Here is an 18,348-nt window from a genome sequence, read left to right as displayed (position 1 = left end):
TCAGGCCTTGTCGAGTTGGTCGGCCAGGTCGGCCAGGTCGTCGGCGTGCAGGTCGAACCGGTCCGAGGGGGTGGGCGGGTCGCCGACGGGGCGGGCGACGTAGGCGGTGCGCAGGCCGAGGCGCTGCGCTCCGCGCAGGTCCCAGGCGTGGGCGGCGACCATCAGCAGCCGCTCCGGCGGTCGTCCGGAGACGGTGACGGCCAGCTGGTAGACCGCTGGGTCCGGCTTGTAGGTCTGGGCGACTTCGGCGGACAGGGCCTGGTGCCAGCGCAGTCCGGCGTGGGCGTTGAGTCCCAGCAGCGCTGTTTGGCTCGCGTTGGAGAGTCCGATCAGCGGGAACCGTTCGGCGAGTCGGGCGAGCCCTGCCACGGTGTCGGGCCACGGCGGGAGTCGGCGACCTGACAGGGCCAGCGCCGCCACGGCGGTCGGGTCGTCGACTCCGGCGGCGTCGGCGACGAGCCGGGCGGCTTCCCGGCCGAGGGCGTCGCTGGTGAGGTAGGGCCGGCCGCCGTCATACGTGAGGTCTCCTGGGGCGAAGCAGGGGCGTGGATGGGCGTGGACGGCAGTGCGTATGTAAGGGCTAAAGTGGCTGTTAGTCGAACGTAGCGAGAGGTTCGTCAAGGATGCAAATGGCGTTGGACGAATATGCCTGGGCGGCGGGGGTCGCGACCGCGCTGGTCAACACCACCGCCGAGGTCTGGCGCGGCGACGACCGCCTGTCCGACCTGGCCGCCCTCGTTGCGTTCACCGACCTGCACGGCGACCAGTGCGGCAACGACGACGTCTCTGGCACTCTGTCCGAACTCGCCCGCCGCGGACGCGCAGCCGACCTTCGTGCGGTTCACACACTTCGGATGACCGTGCGTGACCTGATCGATCACCCCGACCGCGGCTACCTCATCGCCGGTGCCGCCACGCTCACCTCGCCCGCCCGGGGCGCCACCCTGATTCCCGATCCCGTACACGAGAACCGCACAGGCTGGGCCGTCCCGCTCCGCGACGGAGCAACCATCGCCGACGCCCTCTCGCTGATCTGCGGCATTGGCATCCTCGGCGTCGTACACACCCTCGGGGAGCAGCGGTTCCGCCCGTGCGCCGCGCCCGCCTGCCGGGGAGCGTTCATCGACACCACCCGGCCCGGTAGCCGCCGCTATTGCATGCCCGGCCTGTGCGGCAACCGCGTCAACGTCGCCAACCACCGCGCCCGCCAAGCTGCGACGCCCGACCGGCGCGCCTGACTCCTCAACGGTCAGGCGGCGGGCTCGAACCCGCTCTGACCTGGGGTCAGCTCGAACCACAGGAGCTTTCCGCTGGTGCCGGAGTGGTGGTCGGTGAGCGGGTGGCCGCCCCAGTTGTCGGCACACAGACGGATGAGGAGGAGGCCGCGCCCGTGGGTGGCGTGAGCGGTGGCGGCTGCCTCGATGAGGGCGCTGTGGTGGGTGAGCGGGCCGGGTGGGGTGTGGAAGGGGCTGGGGATGCGCGGGTTGGAGTCCCAGACGCTGACCCGGAGGCGGTCCGGCTCCATGTTGCGGAGGCGGAGCTGGGCCGGGCCGTCGGAGTAGTGGAGGGCGTTGGTGACCATTTCGCTGGTGAGGAGTTCTGCGGTGTCGGCGAGCCCGGCCATGCCGTGCCCGTCGAGCACGGCGCGGAGGGTGACCCTGGCGACGCGGGCGGCCCGGGCGTCGTGGGGGAGGCGGAGCGAGTAGGTCCAGGGTTGGCTGGATGACTCTGCGCAAGGGGCCTGCGCGGATACGGTGGGCATGGAAGTCTCCTGACGGGAGGTGGAATTGGCTGGCGCCGCGCGGTGTCGTTGCCGTCCCCTCGCTGCAGTCGGGCAGGCCGGTGCGCTTCCGCGTTGTGCGGCGGGCCAGTTGAGTGGCCTGCCTCACACGATATGAGGCTCGCTGTAATGTCTTCCAGCGAAGCTTGCGAAAGTCTTTCAGCTTCAACCCGTGTGGGTGACGTCTGCACGGCGTGTGCATCCGAGGAGGGGACGGCCCGTGCCGCCAAGTAGTACGCCGAGCGCGCGAAAGCAGAGGCTTGGAGCCGAACTGCGCAAGCTGCGCGAGGGCGCGGGGATGTCGTCAACGGCGGCAGCCAGCCTGCTCGGTGGGAACCAGGCGCGGATCAGCAACATCGAGGCCGGTCGGTACGCGGTGAGCGCCGACCGGGTCCGGACCCTGGCGCAGAACTACCGCTGCGCTGACTCGGACCTTGTCGAGGCCCTGGCCGGAATGACGGGGGAGCGCAAGCGGGGCTGGTGGGAGGAGTACCGGGAGACGCTCTCCACCGGCCTGCTGGACTTGGCAGAGCTGGAGCACCACGCCGTCTCGGCGCGCGTCGCGCAAGTGATCACGATCCCGGGGCTGCTGCAGACGCCCGAGCATGCCAGGGCGATCTTCCGTGGTGTGGTGCCGTCGCTCATGCCGCCGGACATCGAGTACCGCGTCTCGTACCGGATCAAGCGACAGGCGGTCCTGTTCCGGGAGCAGGTGCTGTCGTACACGGCGGTCATCCACGAGGCCGCGCTTCGGATGGGATTCGGCGGGCCCGAGACGGCCAGGGCCCAGCTTGAGCACGTCATCGCGATGAGCGAGCGGGACAACGTCACCGTCCTCGTTATTCCGTTCGGCAGCCAGTCCTTCCCCGTCTCGGCCCACGGGGTCGACTACTTCTGCGGCCCTGTGTCCCAGCTCGACACCGTGCAGCTCGACACCGCGCACGGCGTCGAGCTGATCGATGATGCCGCTCAGCTGGAGAAATACCGGCTGGTGCTGGACCGTATGGAGGAGGCCACTCTTGGGGCGGCGGAATCACGGGACTTCATTCGGCGCATCGCACGGGAGATCTGAAGGGGAGATGGTGGTGTCCACGCTCGGCTGGCGGAAGTCCACATACAGCGAGGAAGCTTCGTCCTGTGTCTACGTCGCCGCCGCGGGCGACCGCGCGGTCATGCTCCGCGAGAGCGATGAACCCGACGTCGTCCTGGTGACGACCCGGCGCGCGCTGTGGGCGTTCATATCGGGGGTCAAGGCGGGGGCACTCGACGACGTGTCCTGACCTCCCGCGAAAGGGGCGGCCCGAGCGCGGGTCGCAACGGTCAGGGCAGGCCGGCGGCCTGCCCGCCTCCGCCGGGGTGGAGCCCCGGCGCTCCGCATGGCGCCGGGCGTTACTGACTTCGGCGTATTAGGGTCCGTCCGGTCTGTCGAGAGTGAGGCCCGTCCCGGCGAGGAATCCGCCGAGGATGCCGTGCCGGTACTGCAGCGCCTTGAGTCGCCTGCGGAGCAGAGTCTCCAGTTCGCTGAGGGTGCGGGCGGCCAGGTGGCCAGGCTCCGCTTGATGTGCGCCCACAGGCCCTCCACCGGGTTGAGGTCGGGCGCATACCCGGGCAGCAGGACCACTGTCAGCCAGTCCCGCTCGGCAACGAGTGCCTTCATCGTCTTGGAGATGTGGGTGCTCAGCCGGTCCCACACCACGATCAGCGGGGCCTTCAGCAACTGGTGGGCGCCATCGAGCAGGCGGATGTAGTCCGTCTCACCCAGCGAGCGACGCTCGCCCTTGCGGCCGGTATGCCGACGCAGCCGGTAGCACAGGCGGGCGGGCAGACCCGGCCGGAAGCACAGCAGCCCGGCCACCGAGAGCCGTCCCCGGCTGCGGCCGGACACCTTGACCCTCGGGGTGATCCCGCGCCGGCCCCAGGTCCGGCCCCTGGGCGGTCGACCGGTCACGCCCGCTTCGTCCTCGAAGCAGATGAACGCGCCGGTCGCCGCCCGGAGGGTTTTACCTCCTGCCAGGTCGCCTCCCGCCATGCGGTGATCGCGTCCTCGTCGCGTTCGGCGGCGGGCCGGGCGGGCATCTGCACGCTGTAGCCCATCCGGTGCAGCAGCCGGGTGACCCCCGAGACGCTGTAGGAGATGTGGAACTTCCGCCCGATCAGCGTGCGTACCCTTGCGGCGGTCCACACCTGGTCGTCCGCCCAGCCGTGCGCGGCCGGCCCCTCCTCCAGCCACATCGCGAGCTTGGCCTGCAGGTGGGGGCCGAGCCGGCAGCCGTAGCCGGAGGGGCCCCTGGAACGCAGCGCCTCGCGTCCGCCCGTCCTCCAGGTGCGGCGCCACTGGTAGACCGACTTCTCACTCACCCGTAACTCCCGGGCGATGCACGGGACTTCCACGCCCTCCTCGAAGAGGTCAACGGCCCGTATCCGTACCTCTTCCCGGCGCCTGCGCTGCTCGGCGGTCAACCCGCCCCCGTCCGGATACCGCATGCCTCCGGCGTACCAGCTCAGACGGACCGCGTCACCGGTCCCGACACAGATCCAGACCCCGAAACGCCGAAGTCAGTAACGCTCGGGCCCGGCGCCCAGCAGCGCGAGGGCGTTGTGGATGCCCTGCTCGAGGACGTCATCGGCGAGTCGCCGGTCGGCCAGGGCGCGGGAGAGCTGAAGCGTCCCGACCATCATGGCGAAGACGCTGAGGGCCTTCGCGCGCGCCGACGGCGGATCGTCAGGCGCCAGGCGGGCGGCGATGTCGTCGATGACGGCCAGCACGCCTTCGGTGAACGCCCGCTTGGTCGCGTCCGCGCAGCGTCCGATCTCGTCGAGCAGGGCGGCGGAGGGGCAGCCGTCCTCGAGGTTGTCGCGGTGCTCGGCCGAGAGGTACGCACGCACGAACCGCTCGAGTCCGGCGCGTTCGGCTGCCTGCGCGCTGAAGCTCGCGCTCTGTGCGCGTAGCTGGTCGGCGACCGCGATGGCGACGAGGTCCTCCTTGGATGCGAAGTGGGCGTAGAAGGCGCCGTTGGTCAGCCCCGCGTCCGCCATGAGCGTGGCGATCCCCGAACCGTCGATGCCGTCCCGCTTGAACCGGCGGCCGGCTGCCTCGATGATCCGCTGCCTGGTCGCCTGCTTGTGCTCTTTCCCGTACCGCGCCACCGGCTGCTCCCCTCGTCGCCTCGCGGGAAGGGCCGCTTGCCCTCGGTTGACTCCCGCTCCAGAGTAGTTGCATTATGGTCGTAATTCAATGAGTCCAGGAGTTCATGATGACGACACATCGGCCGGTGGCACTTGTGACGGGTGCGTCCTCGGGCATCGGGAAGGCGGCCTCGCTCGCGCTCGTCGAAGCGGGGTTCGAGGTGGTCGGAACGAGCCGGAGCGCGACGGGCGTCACCCAGCGTGACGGTGTGACGTTCCTCGACCTCGACGTGGCCAGTGACGAGTCGGTTGCCCGCGTGGTCGAGCGGGTGATCGAGCGGTTCGGGCGGCTCGACGTCCTGATCAACAACGCCGGCGTCGGCTCGGCGGGTGCCGCCGAGGAACGCTCGGTCGCACAGGACCGACAGGTCTTCGACATCAATGTCTTCGGCCTCATGCGCATGACCAAGGCCGTCCTGCCGCATATGCGCGCCCAGGGAAGCGGCCGGATCATCAACATCTCGTCCGTGTTCGGGTTCGTTCCCGCGCCGTACATGGCCGTCTATGCCGCGTCCAAGCACGCGGTCGAGGGCTACTCCGAGTCCGTGGACCACGAGGTCCGGGAGCACGGCGTCCGGGTGCTCCTCGTCGAGCCCGCCGGCACCAGGACCGCGTTCGACGCACATGTCCCGCGGCCCGACGCCCCTGTGCCGGTCTATGCGAAGCAGCGGCAGATCTTCGACCAGGTGCTGGCGGAGGGGGTCGAGGGCGGCGACGACCCCGCCCTCGTCGCCAAGGTGATCGTCGCGGCGGCGACCGACGCGAAGCCGAAGCTGCGGTACACCGCCGGCGCGACGGCCGGACGCGTCAGCGTGCTGCGCCGCATCGTTCCCTCCCGGGCCTTCGACCGGCAGATCCGCAAGCTCAACCGGCTGCCCGGCTGACAGCTGCCCGGCTGACAGAGAAACCCCCATACATCCGATTCATCAGGAGTCTTCCGTGGACCTCTCCACCAGCACAGTCCTCGTCACCGGAGCCAACCGGGGCCTTGGCCGCGCACTCGCCGCCGAGCTGCTCAGCCGCGGCGCCACCGTCTACGCCGGTGCCCGCAACCCCGACCAGGTCGACCTGCCGGGCGCCAAGCCGATCGCTCTCGACATCACCGACCCCGCCTCCGTCGCCGCCGCGGCCAGGGCCACGGGCGACGTGACGGTACTGATCAACAACGCCGGCTCGAGCACCGGCACCGACCTGCTCACCGGAGACCTGGACAACATCCGCCTGGAGATGGACACCCACTTCTTCGGCACCCTCTCGGTGGTCCGCGGCTTCGCGCCCCAGATCGCGGCCAACGGCGGCGGTGCGATCCTGAACATCCTCTCCGTCCTGTCCTGGTTCAGCGTTCCGCAGAGCGGCGCGTACTGCGCCGCCAAGTCCGCGCAGTGGTCCCTGACCAACGCCCTGCGCGTACAACTCGCCGACCAGGGCATCCGGGTGGCCGGGCTGCACGTCGGCTTCATGGACACCGACATGACCCGTACGATCACCGAGCCCAAGTCCGACCCCGCCGACATCGCCCGGGTCGCCGTCGACGGCATCGCCGCCGGCGCCTACGAAATCGTCGCGGACGACATCAGCCGCCAGGTGCGGTCCGGGCTGGCCACGGGCGTCGCGGCGCTCTACCCGCAGCTGGCCGGGGTTTCCCGTTAGGCGGCGAAACGGAATGCCGGTCCGTTGCGATCTCGTGATCGGGCGTGGAGCAACCTTTTCGGTGATATCGGATCGTCATGGAAACCTCTGTTCGAGCGCGCGCAACCCGTTGTTTGATGACCCCAACCGCGATCGCGGGAGAGTCAACAAAGGGTGGACAAAAACGTGAGTAAGTCTGTGTCGCGCGTCGTGTTGGCGGTCACGGCCGTGGCGGCGCTGGGGTTGGTGACCGCGTGTGGCGGCGACTCCGACGGTGACAAGAAGTCCGACAAGTCGGCAGAGAAGCCAGCTGGGAAGACCGCCGAGAAGACGCCGGGGGCGGAGCAGCAGGCCCCGCCGCTGTCGAAGGCCGCGCTTGAGAAGGCCGTGCTCGTGAAGGCCGACGTCAAGAAGTTCGACATCGAGAAGATGACGGACAAGGAGTTCACGGACGGCGGGTCGGCGAAGGCCGCGGAGGCCAAGTGTCAGCCGCTGGCGCAGTTGATGGGGGCTCAGACGGCCCCGGCGCCGAAGGACTCGGCGTACGCGACGTTCTCCTCGGAGGGGGCGCTGCTCGGCAGCGGCAAGGGCACAGGGGCCGCCACGGGCATGATCCGGGTGTCCGCGTACGCGGAGGCCGGCGCCGAGCAGACCATATCGGACCTGCGGGGCGCTCTCGCGGCATGCACCGGTGGGTTCAAGGCGACCGACGGGACCGGCCAGAAAGCGGATGTCGCGAAGGTGGAGCCGCTGACCGCGCCGAAGCTCGGCGACGAGGCGGTGTCCTACACCGTGACCGAGGCGGGCAAGTCGGACGTCGGCACGGTGAAGTTCACGATCGTGCGCTCCGGTGCGCACCTGTCCGTGCTCTTCGGCGTCGACCTCGCGAACCCGACCAAGCCCCTCCTCCCGGACGCCGTGGTCTCGGCGCAGGTCGCCAAGTTGGAGAAGGCGCTGAAGGCGTAACAGAGCGCCGCCGTCCGCCTGGGCCCGGCCGCGCGGCCGCGGGGCCGGGTCCAGGCTGGGCGGCGGCCTTCAGTTGGTGGCCGTCGCCGCCGCCGACGCCTGCTGGTTGCCGCGCTCCAGGATGCGGCGGAAGGCGTAGTCCGCGATGTCGCGTCCCGCCGCCACCGCCTTGGTGTCGGAGGTGGTCACGTCCGCGCCGGAGGTGTAGCCGGCGATGGTGAAGTAGGCGTAGCGGCCGATGGCGTTGGTGGAGGCCTGGCAGTCCGCCTGGCGGCAGAAGACGGGCACGCCGCCGCCGGCCAGGGACGCCACATTGGGCGCCGCCTGCTGCTTGGTCCGCTCGGCCGCAGCCTTGGTGTCGAAGACGGCTATGCCGACGGTGACCGCGACGCCGTCCTTGGTGTAGGTCGCGCGGAACAGCCGGCGGCAGCCGTTGTTGGTGAGGACGGAGGCGAGGCTGCCCTGGGCCGCCGTCGCGCAGCTCTTCGTGGCGGTGGTGGCGGTCTTGGTGTACTCGTGGCCGTTCCCGACGGCCTTCTTGCCGGGGAAGAGCGTGCCGGTGCTGATGGGCGCCTTGTCCCGCTGCGCGCTGGAGATGATGTCCAGCGGCTTCGGCGGGGCCGGCGGGGCGACGTCGGAGAACGTGGGCTCGGGGGTGGGGGACTCGCTGGGCAGGTCCTGGGGCGAGGGCAGCTGACTGGCGGACTTGTCCGACTTGTTGGAGGACTTGCCCTTGCCGCCGCTGCTGATCACGGCCGTGGCGACGATCGCCCCGACGGCGGCCGTGGCGAGCACCCCGCCGCCGATGAACAGCAGTTTGCGGCGGCGGCCGCGCCTGGCGCTGTCGTCGGCCAGCGCCGCCCAGTCCGGCGTCGGCGGCTGAGAACCCCCGGGCCCGTAGCCTCCCCCGGGCCCGTACGGCCCCCCCTGCCCAAAACTCATGCCCGCATTTTAATCCGCGCAGGTGGTAAACCGGTTGGTCCGGTAGGCGACCGGAGGTCACAATCCGGTCCATGGGACATGTGGAGGCCGGCCATCTCGAGTACTACCTCCCGGACGGACGGGTGCTGCTCGGGGATGTGTCGTTCCGGGTCGGCGAGGGCGCCGCGGTCGCGCTGGTGGGGGCCAATGGCGCGGGGAAGACCACGCTGCTGAGGCTGATCGCGGGGGAGCTCAAGCCGCACGGCGGATCGGTGACGGTCAGCGGCGGGCTCGGGGTGATGCCGCAGTTCGTGGGGTCCGTACGGGATGAGCGGACGGTGCGGGACCTGCTGGTGTCGGTCGCGCGGCCAGGGGTCAGGAAGGCCGCCGAGGCGGTGGACGCGGCCGAGCACGCGATCATGACCCGGGACGACGAGCCCGCGCAGATGAGTTACGCGCAGGCGCTCAGCGACTGGGCCGAGGCCGGGGGGTACGAGGCCGAGACGGTGTGGGACATGTGCACCATGGCCGCGCTCGGCGTCCCGTACGAGCGGGCGCAGTGGCGCCAGGTGCGGACCCTGTCGGGCGGCGAGCAGAAGCGGCTGGTGCTGGAGTCGCTGCTGCGCGGCGCCGACGAGGTGCTGCTGCTGGACGAGCCGGACAACTATCTGGACGTCCCCGGCAAGCGGTGGCTGGAGGAGCGGCTGCGGGAGACGAAGAAGACGGTGCTGTTCGTCTCCCACGACCGGGAGCTGCTGGCGCGCTCCGCCGAGAAGATCATCAGCGTGGAGCCGGGCCCGGCGGGCAGCGACGTCTGGGTGCACGGCGGTGGCTTCGCCACGTACCACGAGGCCCGCAAGGAGCGCTTCGCCCGCTTCGAGGAGCTGCGGCGGCGCTGGGACGAGGAGCATGCCAAGCTCCGGCAGCTGATGCTCACCTTCAAGCAGAAGGCGGCGTACAACTCGGACATGGCCAGCCGCTACCAGGCCGCCAGGACCCGGCTGCGGCGGTTCGAGGAGGCGGGCCCGCCGCAGGAGCCGCCACGCGAGCAGGACATCCGGATGCGGCTGAAGGGCGGCCGGACCGGGGTGCGCGCGGTGACCTGCCAGGGGCTGGAGCTCACCGGGCTGATGAAACCGTTCGACCTGGAGGTCTTCTACGGGGAGCGGGTGGCCGTGCTCGGCAGCAACGGGTCGGGGAAGTCACACTTCCTGCGGCTGCTGGCGGGGGACGGGGTGACGCACACGGGCACGTGGAAGCTGGGGGCGCGGGTGGTGCCCGGGCACTTCGCGCAGACCCACGCGCACCCCGAGCTGGACGGGCGTCCCCTCGTCGACATCCTGTGGACCGAGCACGCCAAGGACCGGGGCGGCGCGATGAGCGCGCTGCGCCGCTATGAGCTGGAGCGCCAGGGCGACCAGCGCTTCGAGAAGCTGTCTGGCGGGCAGCAGGCCCGCTTCCAGATTCTGCTGTTGGAGCTTGCGGGGGCCACCGCGCTGCTGTTGGACGAGCCGACGGACAATCTGGACTTGGAGAGTGCGGAGGCGCTGCAGGAGGGGCTCGAGCGGTACGAGGGGACGGTGCTGGCTGTCACGCACGACCGGTGGTTCGCCCGGTCCTTCGACCGCTTTCTGGTCTTCGGGGTGGACGGGGTGGTGCGGGAGGCGCCGGAGCCGGTGTGGGACGAGGGACGGCCCGGCGCGCGGGAGCGGTGAGCCGGGCGCGGCGGGAGGGCGTTTTGACCCGTGCGGGGGCGGGCCGGTATTCTGCCAGTTCGTTATGCGTATTGGCTTGCTCGTTCTCACGTGAGAGGCCGTTACGCCGGTCCACCGGGCCGATGACCAGCGGCAGGCACTCGGTTTGCGTCACCGAGGTGCGGCCAAGGCTGTCGTGATCGTCCGGGTGGCCTTGTCAGGACTCACTCACTGAAGAAGCGAAGGCTACGACCGTGCGTACGTACAGCCCCAAGCCCGGCGACGTCCAGCGTCAGTGGCACGTCATCGACGCCACCGACGTCGTTCTGGGCCGCCTGGCCTCTCAGGCCGCCACCCTTCTGCGGGGCAAGCACAAGCCGGTGTACGCGCCGCATGTCGACACTGGTGACTTCGTCATCATCATCAACGCCGACAAGGTGCACCTCTCCGGCAACAAGCGGACCCAGAAGATGGCGTACCGCCACTCCGGCTACCCGGGTGGTCTGCGCTCCATCCGTTACGACGAGCTGCTGGCGAAGAGCCCGGAGAAGGCCGTCGAGAAGGCCATCAAGGGCATGCTCCCGAAGAACACCCTGGGCCGTCAGATGCTCTCGAAGCTGAAGGTCTACGCGGGTGACCAGCACCCGCACGGCGCTCAGCAGCCGGTCCCGTTCGAGATCACCCAGGTCGCGCAGTAGTCCCGGCCACCCCCTAAGACGAAGAGAATCTGAGGAGCATCGTGGCCGAGACCACCGCTGAGACCCCCGCCGAGGCCACCGCCGAGGCCCCCCTCGATGTCGAGGAGTACACCACCGAGAGCGTGGAGACGATCGAGACGGAGTACACCTCCGAGTCGCTCGCTTCCCGCTTCGGCGAGCCGCAGCCGGCCGCCGGCACCGGGCGCCGCAAGAACGCCATCGCCCGTGTCCGCATCGTGCCGGGCAGCGGCCAGTGGAAGATCAACGGTCGCACCCTTGAGGGGTACTTCCCCAACAAGGTGCACCAGCAGGAAGTCAACGAGCCCTTCAAGGTGCTCGAGCTGGACGACCGCTACGACGTCATCGCCCGCATCGCGGGTGGCGGCGTCTCCGGTCAGGCCGGTGCGCTGCGCCTGGGCATCGCCCGCGCGCTGAACGAGGCGGACGTGGACAACAACCGCGCCCCGCTGAAGAAGGCCGGCTTCCTGACCCGTGACGACCGCGCCACCGAGCGCAAGAAGGCCGGTCTGAAGAAGGCCCGTAAGGCGCCGCAGTACAGCAAGCGCTGATCGGCGCGGCTGCGCTGCTCATACGGCGGCTTCGCTCGCTTGTTCGAACGCCCCGGCGGCACCACCCGTGCCGCCGGGGCGTTCGGCTATTCGCATCAGGGGGCGTATACCTACAAGCAAGCTTCCGCCCCCCAGCTCGTAATCTCGGAGGACACCAGTGGGACGACTCTTCGGTACGGACGGTGTGCGCGGTGTCGCCAACGCCGACCTGACGGCTGAGATGGCGCTCGGCCTGTCGGTCGCGGCGGCGCATGTGCTCGCCGAGGTGGGAACCTTCGAAGGCCATCGGCCGGTGGCGGTGGTCGGGAGGGACCCGCGTGCGTCCGGGGAGTTCCTGGAGGCCGCCGTGGTGGCCGGGCTGGCCAGTGCGGGCGTGGACGTGGAGCGGGTGGGCGTACTGCCGACGCCCGCGGTGGCGTATCTGACCGGCGCGCTCGACGCCGACCTGGGCGTGATGCTGTCCGCCAGCCACAACCCGATGCCCGACAACGGCGTCAAGTTCTTCGCGCGTGGCGGCCACAAGCTCGCGGACGAGCTGGAGGACCGGATCGAGACCACCTACCGCGCGCACGCCTCGGGCGAGCCGTGGGACCGGCCGACCGGCGCGGGCGTGGGCCGGGTGCGCGAGTACGGGGAGGGCTTCGACAAGTACGTCGCCCACCTCGTCAGCGCCCTGCCCAACCGGCTCGACGGGCTGAAGGTCGTCATCGACGGGGCACACGGCGCGGCCGCCCGGGTCTCCCCGGAGGCGTTCACCCGGGCCGGCGCCGAGGTCATCACCATCGGCACCGAGCCGGACGGGCTCAACATCAACGACGGCTACGGCTCCACCCACCTGGACCGGCTCCAGGCCGCCGTCGCCGAGCACCGGGCCGACCTGGGCATCGCACACGACGGGGACGCCGACCGCTGCCTGGCCGTGGACGCGGCGGGCCAGGAGGTCGACGGCGACCAGATCCTCGCGGTGCTCGCGCTCGCGCTGCGCGAGGCGGGCGGCCTGCGGGAGAACACGGTCGTCGGCACCGTGATGTCCAACCTCGGCTTCAAGCTCGCCATGCGGCGCGAGGGCGTCGAGCTGGTCCAGACGGCGGTCGGCGACCGCTATGTGCTGGAGGAGATGAAGGAGCACGGCTACGCCCTGGGCGGCGAGCAGTCCGGCCATGTCATCGTGCTCGACCACGCCACGACCGGCGACGGCACGCTGACCGGGCTGCTGCTGGCCGCCCGGGTGGCGGCCACCGGCCGTACGCTGGCCGACCTCGCGGCCGTCATGGAGCGGCTGCCCCAGGTACTGATCAACGTCCGGGACGTGGACAAGTCGCGCGTCGCCTCCAGCGCGGAGCTGGCCGCGGCGGTGACGGACGCGGAGCGCGAGCTGGGCGAGACCGGGCGGGTGCTGCTGCGGCCGTCCGGGACCGAGCCCCTGGTGCGCGTGATGGTCGAGGCCGCGGACATCGACCAGGCCAGGTCGGTCGCGGGGCGCCTCGCGGACGCGGTGAAGTCAGCCCTGGGCTAGCGGCCCCGGAGCGCGCGTTCGCGCTGCTTGGCCCACAGGAACTTCTGGGTCAGCAGCGTGAGCGTGCCCGCGACCACGATCCCGGCCAGGTTCAGCAGCAGCTGCTGCGTCGAGCCCCACATCTGGTCGATCTCGCCGTAGCCGAGCGCCACCGCCGCGTTGGCCGCGGCCGGCACCGTGGTGACGGAGATCGCCACGCCGACCAGCGCCCCGGACTTCGCCGAGGTCAGCGAGAGCGTCCCGGCGATCCCGGCGAGCAGGGCCACGACGAACGAGAACATGTCCGGCTTCCAGATAAAGTCGGTGTTCGGCCGCGGCCGCTCCAGCTGGTCCTTGGTGAACAGCCCGAAGGCGTCCATGAGCACGCCGAAGCCCGTCGTCAGCACCATCGCCACCGCGAACCCCACGACCAGCGCGATCAGTGAGCGGGCCGCGAGCCGCGGGGCCCGCTGGACCAGCGCGGTGGACAGCCCGGCCAGCGGGCCGAACTCCGGGCCGACCGCCATCGCGCCCACGATCAGGATCGCGTTGTCCAGCACCACACCGCAGGCCGCGATCATCGTGGCGAGGGCGAGGAAGGCCAGGAAGGTCACGGAGAGCGTGGACTCCTCGTGGGTGGCCTCGGTCAGGTGCTCCCACAGAACGGCGTCCGCGCCCTCGCCCGGCGCCTCCTCCTCCGCCTTCTCGGCCCGCTTGGACAGCGACAGATCGATGTTCTCGACGGCGATCGAGCCGTCGGTGTCCAGGCCCAGCGCGCGCAACTCGCCCAGCAGGGCATCGCCCGCCTCGCGCGCCACGTCGACCAGCACCACGTCTCCCGCCGGGTCGCGCGCGACGCCCGGCAGCACCACGAGGTGGGTGGTGCCCACCGTCTTCTCCACGGTGCGCACCACCTCGTCGGTGCGGTCGGCCGGGACGATCAGCCGCAGATGCAGCACGGTGGTGCTCCTAAGGTCTCGTGAACACTCGGGTCTCGTGAACAGCGGTGTCTCAGAGTTTGCGCAGCGACAGCCGCTGGACCTTGTGGTCCGGGCCCTTGCGGAGCACCAGCGTGGCACGGCCGCGGGTGGGCGCCACGTTCTGCTGAAGATTGGGCTTGTTGATGGTGCGCCACATCATCCCGGCGTAGTCCAGCGCCTCCTCCTCGGAGACCTGGGTGTACTTGCGGAAGTACGAGGACGGGTCCTGGAAGGCCGTCGCGCGCAGCTTGCGGAAGCGGCCCAGGTACCAGCGCTCGATGTCCTCGGTACGGGCGTCCACGTACACGCTGAAGTCGAAGAAGTCCGCGAGGCCGACGCGGGTGAGGCCGTCCTTGCCGGGCAGCGCGGGCTGGAGCACGTTCAGCCCCTCGACGATCAGGATGTCGGGGCGGCGCACGGTCAGCCGCTCGCCCGGCACGATGTCGTAGATGAGATGGGAGTAGACGGGCGCCGAGACCTCCTCCTTGCCCGCCTTCACATCCGCGACGAACCGGGTCAGGGCCCTGCGGTCGTACGACTCGGGGAAGCCCTTGCGGGACATCAGGCCGCGGCGGTGCAGCTCGGCGTTGGGGTGCAGAAAGCCGTCGGTGGTGATCAGCTCGACGCGCGGGTGCTCGGGCCAGCGGGCCAGCAGCGCCTGGAGCAGACGGGCGGTGGTGGACTTGCCGACCGCGACGCTGCCCGCCACGCCGATCACGAAGGGCGTGCCGGGCTGGGTGCCGTTGCCCTTCTTGGTGTCGCCGAGGAAGGTGTTGAGCGCGCCGCGCAGTCTGCCCGTGGCGGCGACGTACAGGTTCAGCAGCCGGGAGAGCGGGAGGTAGACGTCCCGTACCTCGTCGAGGTCGATGACGTCGCCGAGGCCGCGCAGCCGCTCGACCTCCTCGGCGGTGAGCGGCAGCGGGGTCTTGTCCCGCAGCGCGCTCCACTCGTCGCGGGACAGGTCCACATACGGGCTCGGCTCGGCCCGGCGCGGGGCGCGCGGGGGGTGCTGCGGGGGTGAGTCGTGCTGCCTGGGTGAGCCGTGCTCCGGGTGCGCGGGGTGCGCGTCCTGCGCGGGAGACGTGATCATCCTCTCATTGTGGGCGCTCGGCGCGGGCGTGTGGGGTGGGCCGGGGCGTGGGGTCCGTCACGCGCGGGGGGTGCCGCGGGGGTCAGCCGAGCAGTACGCCGCCCTGCGTGGTCGCCGGGACGGTCCGGGACGCGTCGGGCGCGGCGGCCTTCACCGGCTTCCCGAAGTCGGACAGCGTCACCGTGGTCGTGACGGACACCGTGTTCATCCGGTAGGTCATCTTCAGCCGGACCAGCCGCCCTTGGCGGTCCACCCAGACGTCGGCGAACACCGGGAGGTCGGTGCCCTGCGCGTCCCGCACCTTGTCGACGCCCTTGCGGGTCTTGGCGGCCAGCTTCAGGGTGAGCGTGGCGTGGTCGATCGAGCCCCGGTACCTGGTGGTGAGGGCGCCGGCGACGGTCTCGTTGGTGCCGAACCGCGCCACCTTGCGCATCGCGGAGATCTGGCGCAGATAGTGCTCGGGGTCGTTGAGCGGGGCGCGGAGCAGATAGTGGGCCTCGGCCTTGTCGCGCGCGACCGCGCCCCAGGTGCCTTTCGCCGCGCCATGGATCCCGTTCACATAGATGGTGTCGCCGTCGAAGATCTCGTCCACGTGGTCGATGGCGCCCCCGGGGAAGTCCACCGCCAGTTTTCCCTTGTCCTTGGCCAGGTCGAAGGGGCCGTCGAGGGAAATGGGGAACGCCCCCTCCCCTTCGGCGACCAGCACCTCCCCGTCGATGTGGGCGCTGGTGCCGCGGACCTTCGCGACGGCCGCGCGGACGGCCTCGGTGGCGGCCTTTCCCGCGTCCTTCTCCGCGGCGGCCTTGGTGTCCTTCGCGCCGTCGTCGGCGGAGCACCCGGTGGCGAGCGCGAGCAGCGCGGACATGGCGAGGAAGACGAACGAGGATCTGAAGGCAGAGGATCTGAAGGCAGGAGTGAAGGCGTGGCGCATAGTGTGTCCCCCCGGTGAGGTGAGCTGGGCGGCCCCCGGCCGCTGGCGCATTATGCACCGCCGACGCACCGCCGACGCACCGCGTGCGGATGCCGGATGTGCGACGGATGCCCCGCAGGTGGCGGATTGCGCGTGGGCGGTGGTCCGCGTGTGCGGCCGCGGGCCGTACGCTGCACTGCATGTGCGGAATCGTTGGTTATGTGGGAGGGCAGTCCGCCCTCGATGTCGTCCTCGCCGGGCTGAAGCGGCTCGAATACCGCGGCTATGACTCGGCGGGCGTCGCCGTGCTCGCCGACGGTGGGCTGGCCGCCGCCAAGAAGGCCGGCAAGCTCGCCAACCTGGAGAAGGAGCTCGCGGACCGCCCGCTGCCCAGCGGCGGCACCGGCATCGGCCACACCCGCTGGGCCACCCACGGCGGCCCGACGGACGCCAACGCCCATCCGCACCTGGACAACGCGGGCCGGGTCTCCGTCGTCCACAACGGAATCATCGAGAACTTCGCCGCGCTCCGCGCCGAGCTGGCCGAGCGCGGCCACCAGCTGACCTCCGAGACCGACACCGAGGTCGTGGCGCATCTGCTCGCCGAGTCCTTCTCGTCCTGCGGCGACCTCGCCGAGTCGATGCGGCAGGTGTGCCGGCGGCTGGAGGGCGCCTTCACGCTGGTCGCGGTGCACGCGGACGCGCCCGATGTGGTGGTCGGCGCGCGCCGCAACTCGCCGCTGGTCGTCGGCGTCGGCGAGGACGAGGCGTTCCTCGCCTCCGACGTGGCCGCCTTCATCGCCCACACCCGCGAGGCCATCGAGCTCGGCCAGGACCAGGTCGTCGAGGCGCGCCGGGACGGCGTGACGGTCACCGACTTCGACGGGGCGCCCGCGGACATCCGTGCGTACCACGTCGACTGGGACGCCTCCGCCGCCGAGAAGGGCGGCTACGACTACTTCATGCTCAAGGAGATCGCCGAGCAGCCGAAGGCCGTCGCCGACACGCTGCTGGGGCGGATCGACGTGGCGGGGAACCTCTCCCTGGACGAGGTCCGGATCCCGGCGTCGGTGCTGCGCGAGGTCGACAAGGTCGTCATCGTCGCCTGCGGCACCGCCTACCACGCCGGGATGATCGCGAAGTACGCCATCGAGCACTGGACCCGCATCCCCTGCGAGACCGAGCTGGCCAGCGAGTTCCGCTACCGCGACCCGATCCTGGACCCGCGGACGCTGGTGATCGCCATCTCGCAGTCCGGCGAGACCATGGACACGCTGATGGCGCTGCGGCACGCGCGCGAGCAGGGCGCGAAGGTGCTCGCCATCTGCAACACCAACGGCTCCACGATCCCGCGCGAGTCGGACGCGGTGCTGTACACCCACGCCGGGCCCGAGGTCGCGGTCGCCTCGACCAAGGCGTTCCTCACCCAGCTGGTGGCCTGCTACCTGGTGGCGCTGTACCTGGGCCAGGTGCGCGGCACCAAGTGGGGCGACGAGATCCAGTCCGTGATCCGCGAGCTGTCCGAGATCGGCACCCAGGTGGAGCAGGTGCTGGAGACGATGGAGCCGGTGCGGGAGCTGGCGCGGACGCTGGCGAACAAGAACACCGTGCTGTTCCTGGGCCGCCACGTCGGCTACCCGGTCGCCCTGGAGGGCGCGCTCAAGCTCAAGGAGCTCGCCTACATGCACGCCGAGGGCTTCGCGGCGGGCGAGCTCAAGCACGGGCCGATCGCGCTGATCGAGGAGGACCTGCCGGTCGTGGTGGTCGTGCCCTCGCCGCGTGGCCGGTCCGTCCTCCACGACAAGATCGTCTCCAACATCCAGGAGATCCGGGCGCGCGGCGCCCGGACCATCGTCATCGCCGAGCGCGGCGACGAGACGGTGGCCCCGTACGCGGACCACCTGATCGAGATCCCCGCCACCCCGACCCTGCTGCAGCCCCTGGTCGCGACCGTGCCGCTACAGGTCTTCGCGTGCGAGCTGGCCACGGCGCGCGGCAACGAGGTCGACCAGCCGCGCAACCTGGCCAAGTCGGTGACCGTGGAGTGAGCGGCCGGTGATCATCGGGGTTGGCATCGACGTGGCCGAGATCGACCGCTTCGACGACGCGCTGCGGCGCACGCCGGGGATGGCCGACCGGCTGTTCGTCGAGCGCGAGCTGACCCTGCCGGGCGGCGAGCGGCGCGGGATCGCGTCGCTCGCCGCCCGGTTCGCGGCCAAGGAGGCCCTGGCCAAGGCGCTCGGCGCGCCGGGCGGGCTGCGCTGGACCGACGCGGAGGTGCTGACGGAGTCCAGCGGGCAACCTCGGCTGTCGGTGCGCGGGACGGTGGCGGCGCGGGCGGCGGAGCTGGGCGTACGGGCCTGGCATGTGTCGTTGAGCCATGACGCGGGGGTCGCGTCGGCGGTGGTGATCGCGGAGGGGTGAGCTCCC

At 70.8% G+C, this 18,348-nt stretch carries 19 protein-coding genes and 1 pseudogene; 12 read left to right on the top strand and 8 right to left on the bottom strand.

Annotation, left to right across the window (positions count from 1 at the left end; translation table 11 throughout):
- Complete coding sequence (locus ACWY4P_RS22995) at window positions 1-573, bottom strand: haloacid dehalogenase type II (RefSeq protein WP_456213024.1); 573 nt, start codon at window positions 571-573, stop codon at window positions 1-3.
- A gap of 56 nt (window positions 574-629) precedes the next feature.
- Here ACWY4P_RS22995 and ACWY4P_RS22990 point away from each other — a divergent pair, with 56 nt between their 5' ends.
- The gene (locus tag ACWY4P_RS22990; RefSeq protein ID WP_456212436.1) at window positions 630-1,238 is read left to right on the top strand and encodes a CGNR zinc finger domain-containing protein; all 609 of its coding nucleotides are present in this window, start codon (window positions 630-632) and stop codon (window positions 1,236-1,238) included.
- Between the two features lie 11 nt (window positions 1,239-1,249).
- Here ACWY4P_RS22990 and ACWY4P_RS22985 read toward each other — a convergent pair whose 3' ends face one another.
- Window positions 1,250-1,762, bottom strand: coding sequence for an ATP-binding protein (locus ACWY4P_RS22985; protein ID WP_456212435.1), 513 nt, complete (start codon window positions 1,760-1,762; stop codon window positions 1,250-1,252).
- A 238-nt stretch (window positions 1,763-2,000) separates the two neighbouring features.
- On the opposite strand from ACWY4P_RS22985, the gene ACWY4P_RS22980 reads away from it, so the two are divergent.
- A complete protein-coding gene (locus ACWY4P_RS22980) occupies window positions 2,001-2,852 on the top strand; it encodes a helix-turn-helix domain-containing protein (RefSeq protein ID WP_456212434.1) in 852 nt (283 codons plus the stop codon).
- Between the two features lie 13 nt (window positions 2,853-2,865).
- Complete coding sequence (locus ACWY4P_RS22975) at window positions 2,866-3,060, top strand: DUF397 domain-containing protein (RefSeq protein WP_456212433.1); 195 nt, start codon at window positions 2,866-2,868, stop codon at window positions 3,058-3,060.
- Between the two features lie 126 nt (window positions 3,061-3,186).
- Here the strand turns inward: ACWY4P_RS22975 and ACWY4P_RS22970 are convergent.
- Window positions 3,187-4,264, bottom strand: a pseudogene (locus tag ACWY4P_RS22970) (IS630 family transposase).
- Window positions 4,265-4,336: 72 nt separating this feature from the next.
- The gene (locus ACWY4P_RS22965) at window positions 4,337-4,927 is read right to left on the bottom strand and encodes a TetR/AcrR family transcriptional regulator (RefSeq protein ID WP_456212432.1); all 591 of its coding nucleotides are present in this window, start codon (window positions 4,925-4,927) and stop codon (window positions 4,337-4,339) included.
- Window positions 4,928-5,034: 107 nt separating this feature from the next.
- Between ACWY4P_RS22965 and ACWY4P_RS22960 the strand changes: the two genes are divergently transcribed.
- The 3 genes from ACWY4P_RS22960 (at window position 5,035) to ACWY4P_RS22950 (ending at window position 7,561) form a co-directional block, all read left to right on the top strand.
- Window positions 5,035-5,850, top strand: a complete 816-nt coding sequence (locus ACWY4P_RS22960) for an oxidoreductase (protein WP_456213023.1) — start codon at window positions 5,035-5,037, stop codon at window positions 5,848-5,850.
- A 55-nt stretch (window positions 5,851-5,905) separates the two neighbouring features.
- The gene (locus ACWY4P_RS22955) at window positions 5,906-6,616 is read left to right on the top strand and encodes an SDR family oxidoreductase (protein WP_456212431.1); all 711 of its coding nucleotides are present in this window, start codon (window positions 5,906-5,908) and stop codon (window positions 6,614-6,616) included.
- Between the two features lie 165 nt (window positions 6,617-6,781).
- Entirely contained in the window at window positions 6,782-7,561 is a 780-nt protein-coding gene (locus tag ACWY4P_RS22950; RefSeq protein WP_456212430.1) for a hypothetical protein, read from the top strand.
- 69 nt (window positions 7,562-7,630) lie between these two features.
- Here ACWY4P_RS22950 and ACWY4P_RS22945 read toward each other — a convergent pair whose 3' ends face one another.
- Window positions 7,631-8,503, bottom strand: a complete 873-nt coding sequence (locus ACWY4P_RS22945) for a hypothetical protein (RefSeq protein WP_456212429.1) — start codon at window positions 8,501-8,503, stop codon at window positions 7,631-7,633.
- 71 nt (window positions 8,504-8,574) lie between these two features.
- Here ACWY4P_RS22945 and ACWY4P_RS22940 point away from each other — a divergent pair, with 71 nt between their 5' ends.
- From ACWY4P_RS22940 to glmM, 4 genes are all read left to right on the top strand, one after another.
- Window positions 8,575-10,197 (top strand): ABC-F family ATP-binding cassette domain-containing protein, encoded by a 1,623-nt coding sequence (locus ACWY4P_RS22940; RefSeq protein WP_456212428.1) that lies wholly within the window; start codon window positions 8,575-8,577, stop codon window positions 10,195-10,197.
- A 233-nt stretch (window positions 10,198-10,430) separates the two neighbouring features.
- Entirely contained in the window at window positions 10,431-10,874 is a 444-nt protein-coding gene (rplM, locus tag ACWY4P_RS22935; RefSeq protein ID WP_014178797.1) for a 50S ribosomal protein L13, read from the top strand.
- Window positions 10,875-10,915: 41 nt separating this feature from the next.
- Window positions 10,916-11,443, top strand: a complete 528-nt coding sequence (gene rpsI, locus ACWY4P_RS22930; protein ID WP_456212427.1) for a 30S ribosomal protein S9 — start codon at window positions 10,916-10,918, stop codon at window positions 11,441-11,443.
- Window positions 11,444-11,600: 157 nt separating this feature from the next.
- Window positions 11,601-12,959 carry a phosphoglucosamine mutase gene (gene glmM / locus ACWY4P_RS22925; protein WP_456212426.1) on the top strand — a complete coding sequence of 453 codons (1,359 nt, stop codon included), beginning with the start codon at window positions 11,601-11,603 and terminating at the stop codon, window positions 12,957-12,959.
- On the opposite strand, the gene ACWY4P_RS22920 is transcribed toward glmM, so the two are convergent.
- The 3 genes from ACWY4P_RS22920 to ACWY4P_RS22910 form a co-directional block, all read right to left on the bottom strand.
- A complete protein-coding gene (locus ACWY4P_RS22920) occupies window positions 12,956-13,897 on the bottom strand; it encodes a DUF389 domain-containing protein (RefSeq protein ID WP_456212425.1) in 942 nt (313 codons plus the stop codon). The two genes, glmM and ACWY4P_RS22920, sit on opposite strands and share 4 nt — an antisense overlap.
- 52 nt (window positions 13,898-13,949) lie before the next feature.
- Complete coding sequence (gene coaA / locus ACWY4P_RS22915) at window positions 13,950-15,008, bottom strand: type I pantothenate kinase (protein WP_456212424.1); 1,059 nt, start codon at window positions 15,006-15,008, stop codon at window positions 13,950-13,952.
- An 82-nt stretch (window positions 15,009-15,090) separates the two neighbouring features.
- A complete protein-coding gene (locus ACWY4P_RS22910) occupies window positions 15,091-15,873 on the bottom strand; it encodes a hypothetical protein (RefSeq protein ID WP_456212423.1) in 783 nt (260 codons plus the stop codon).
- A gap of 245 nt (window positions 15,874-16,118) precedes the next feature.
- Between ACWY4P_RS22910 and glmS the strand changes: the two genes are divergently transcribed.
- Complete coding sequence (gene glmS / locus ACWY4P_RS22905; RefSeq protein ID WP_456212422.1) at window positions 16,119-17,966, top strand: glutamine--fructose-6-phosphate transaminase (isomerizing); 1,848 nt, start codon at window positions 16,119-16,121, stop codon at window positions 17,964-17,966.
- A 7-nt stretch (window positions 17,967-17,973) separates the two neighbouring features.
- Window positions 17,974-18,342 carry a holo-ACP synthase gene (locus ACWY4P_RS22900; RefSeq protein WP_456212421.1) on the top strand — a complete coding sequence of 123 codons (369 nt, stop codon included), beginning with the start codon at window positions 17,974-17,976 and terminating at the stop codon, window positions 18,340-18,342.
- The last annotated feature ends 6 nt before the right edge of the window (window positions 18,343-18,348 follow it).

The sequence above is a fragment of the Streptomyces sp. LZ34 genome (assembly GCF_053890475.1).
The sequence above is the reverse complement of the archived record's forward strand: the minus strand, read 5'-3'. Positions and strand labels throughout refer to the sequence as shown.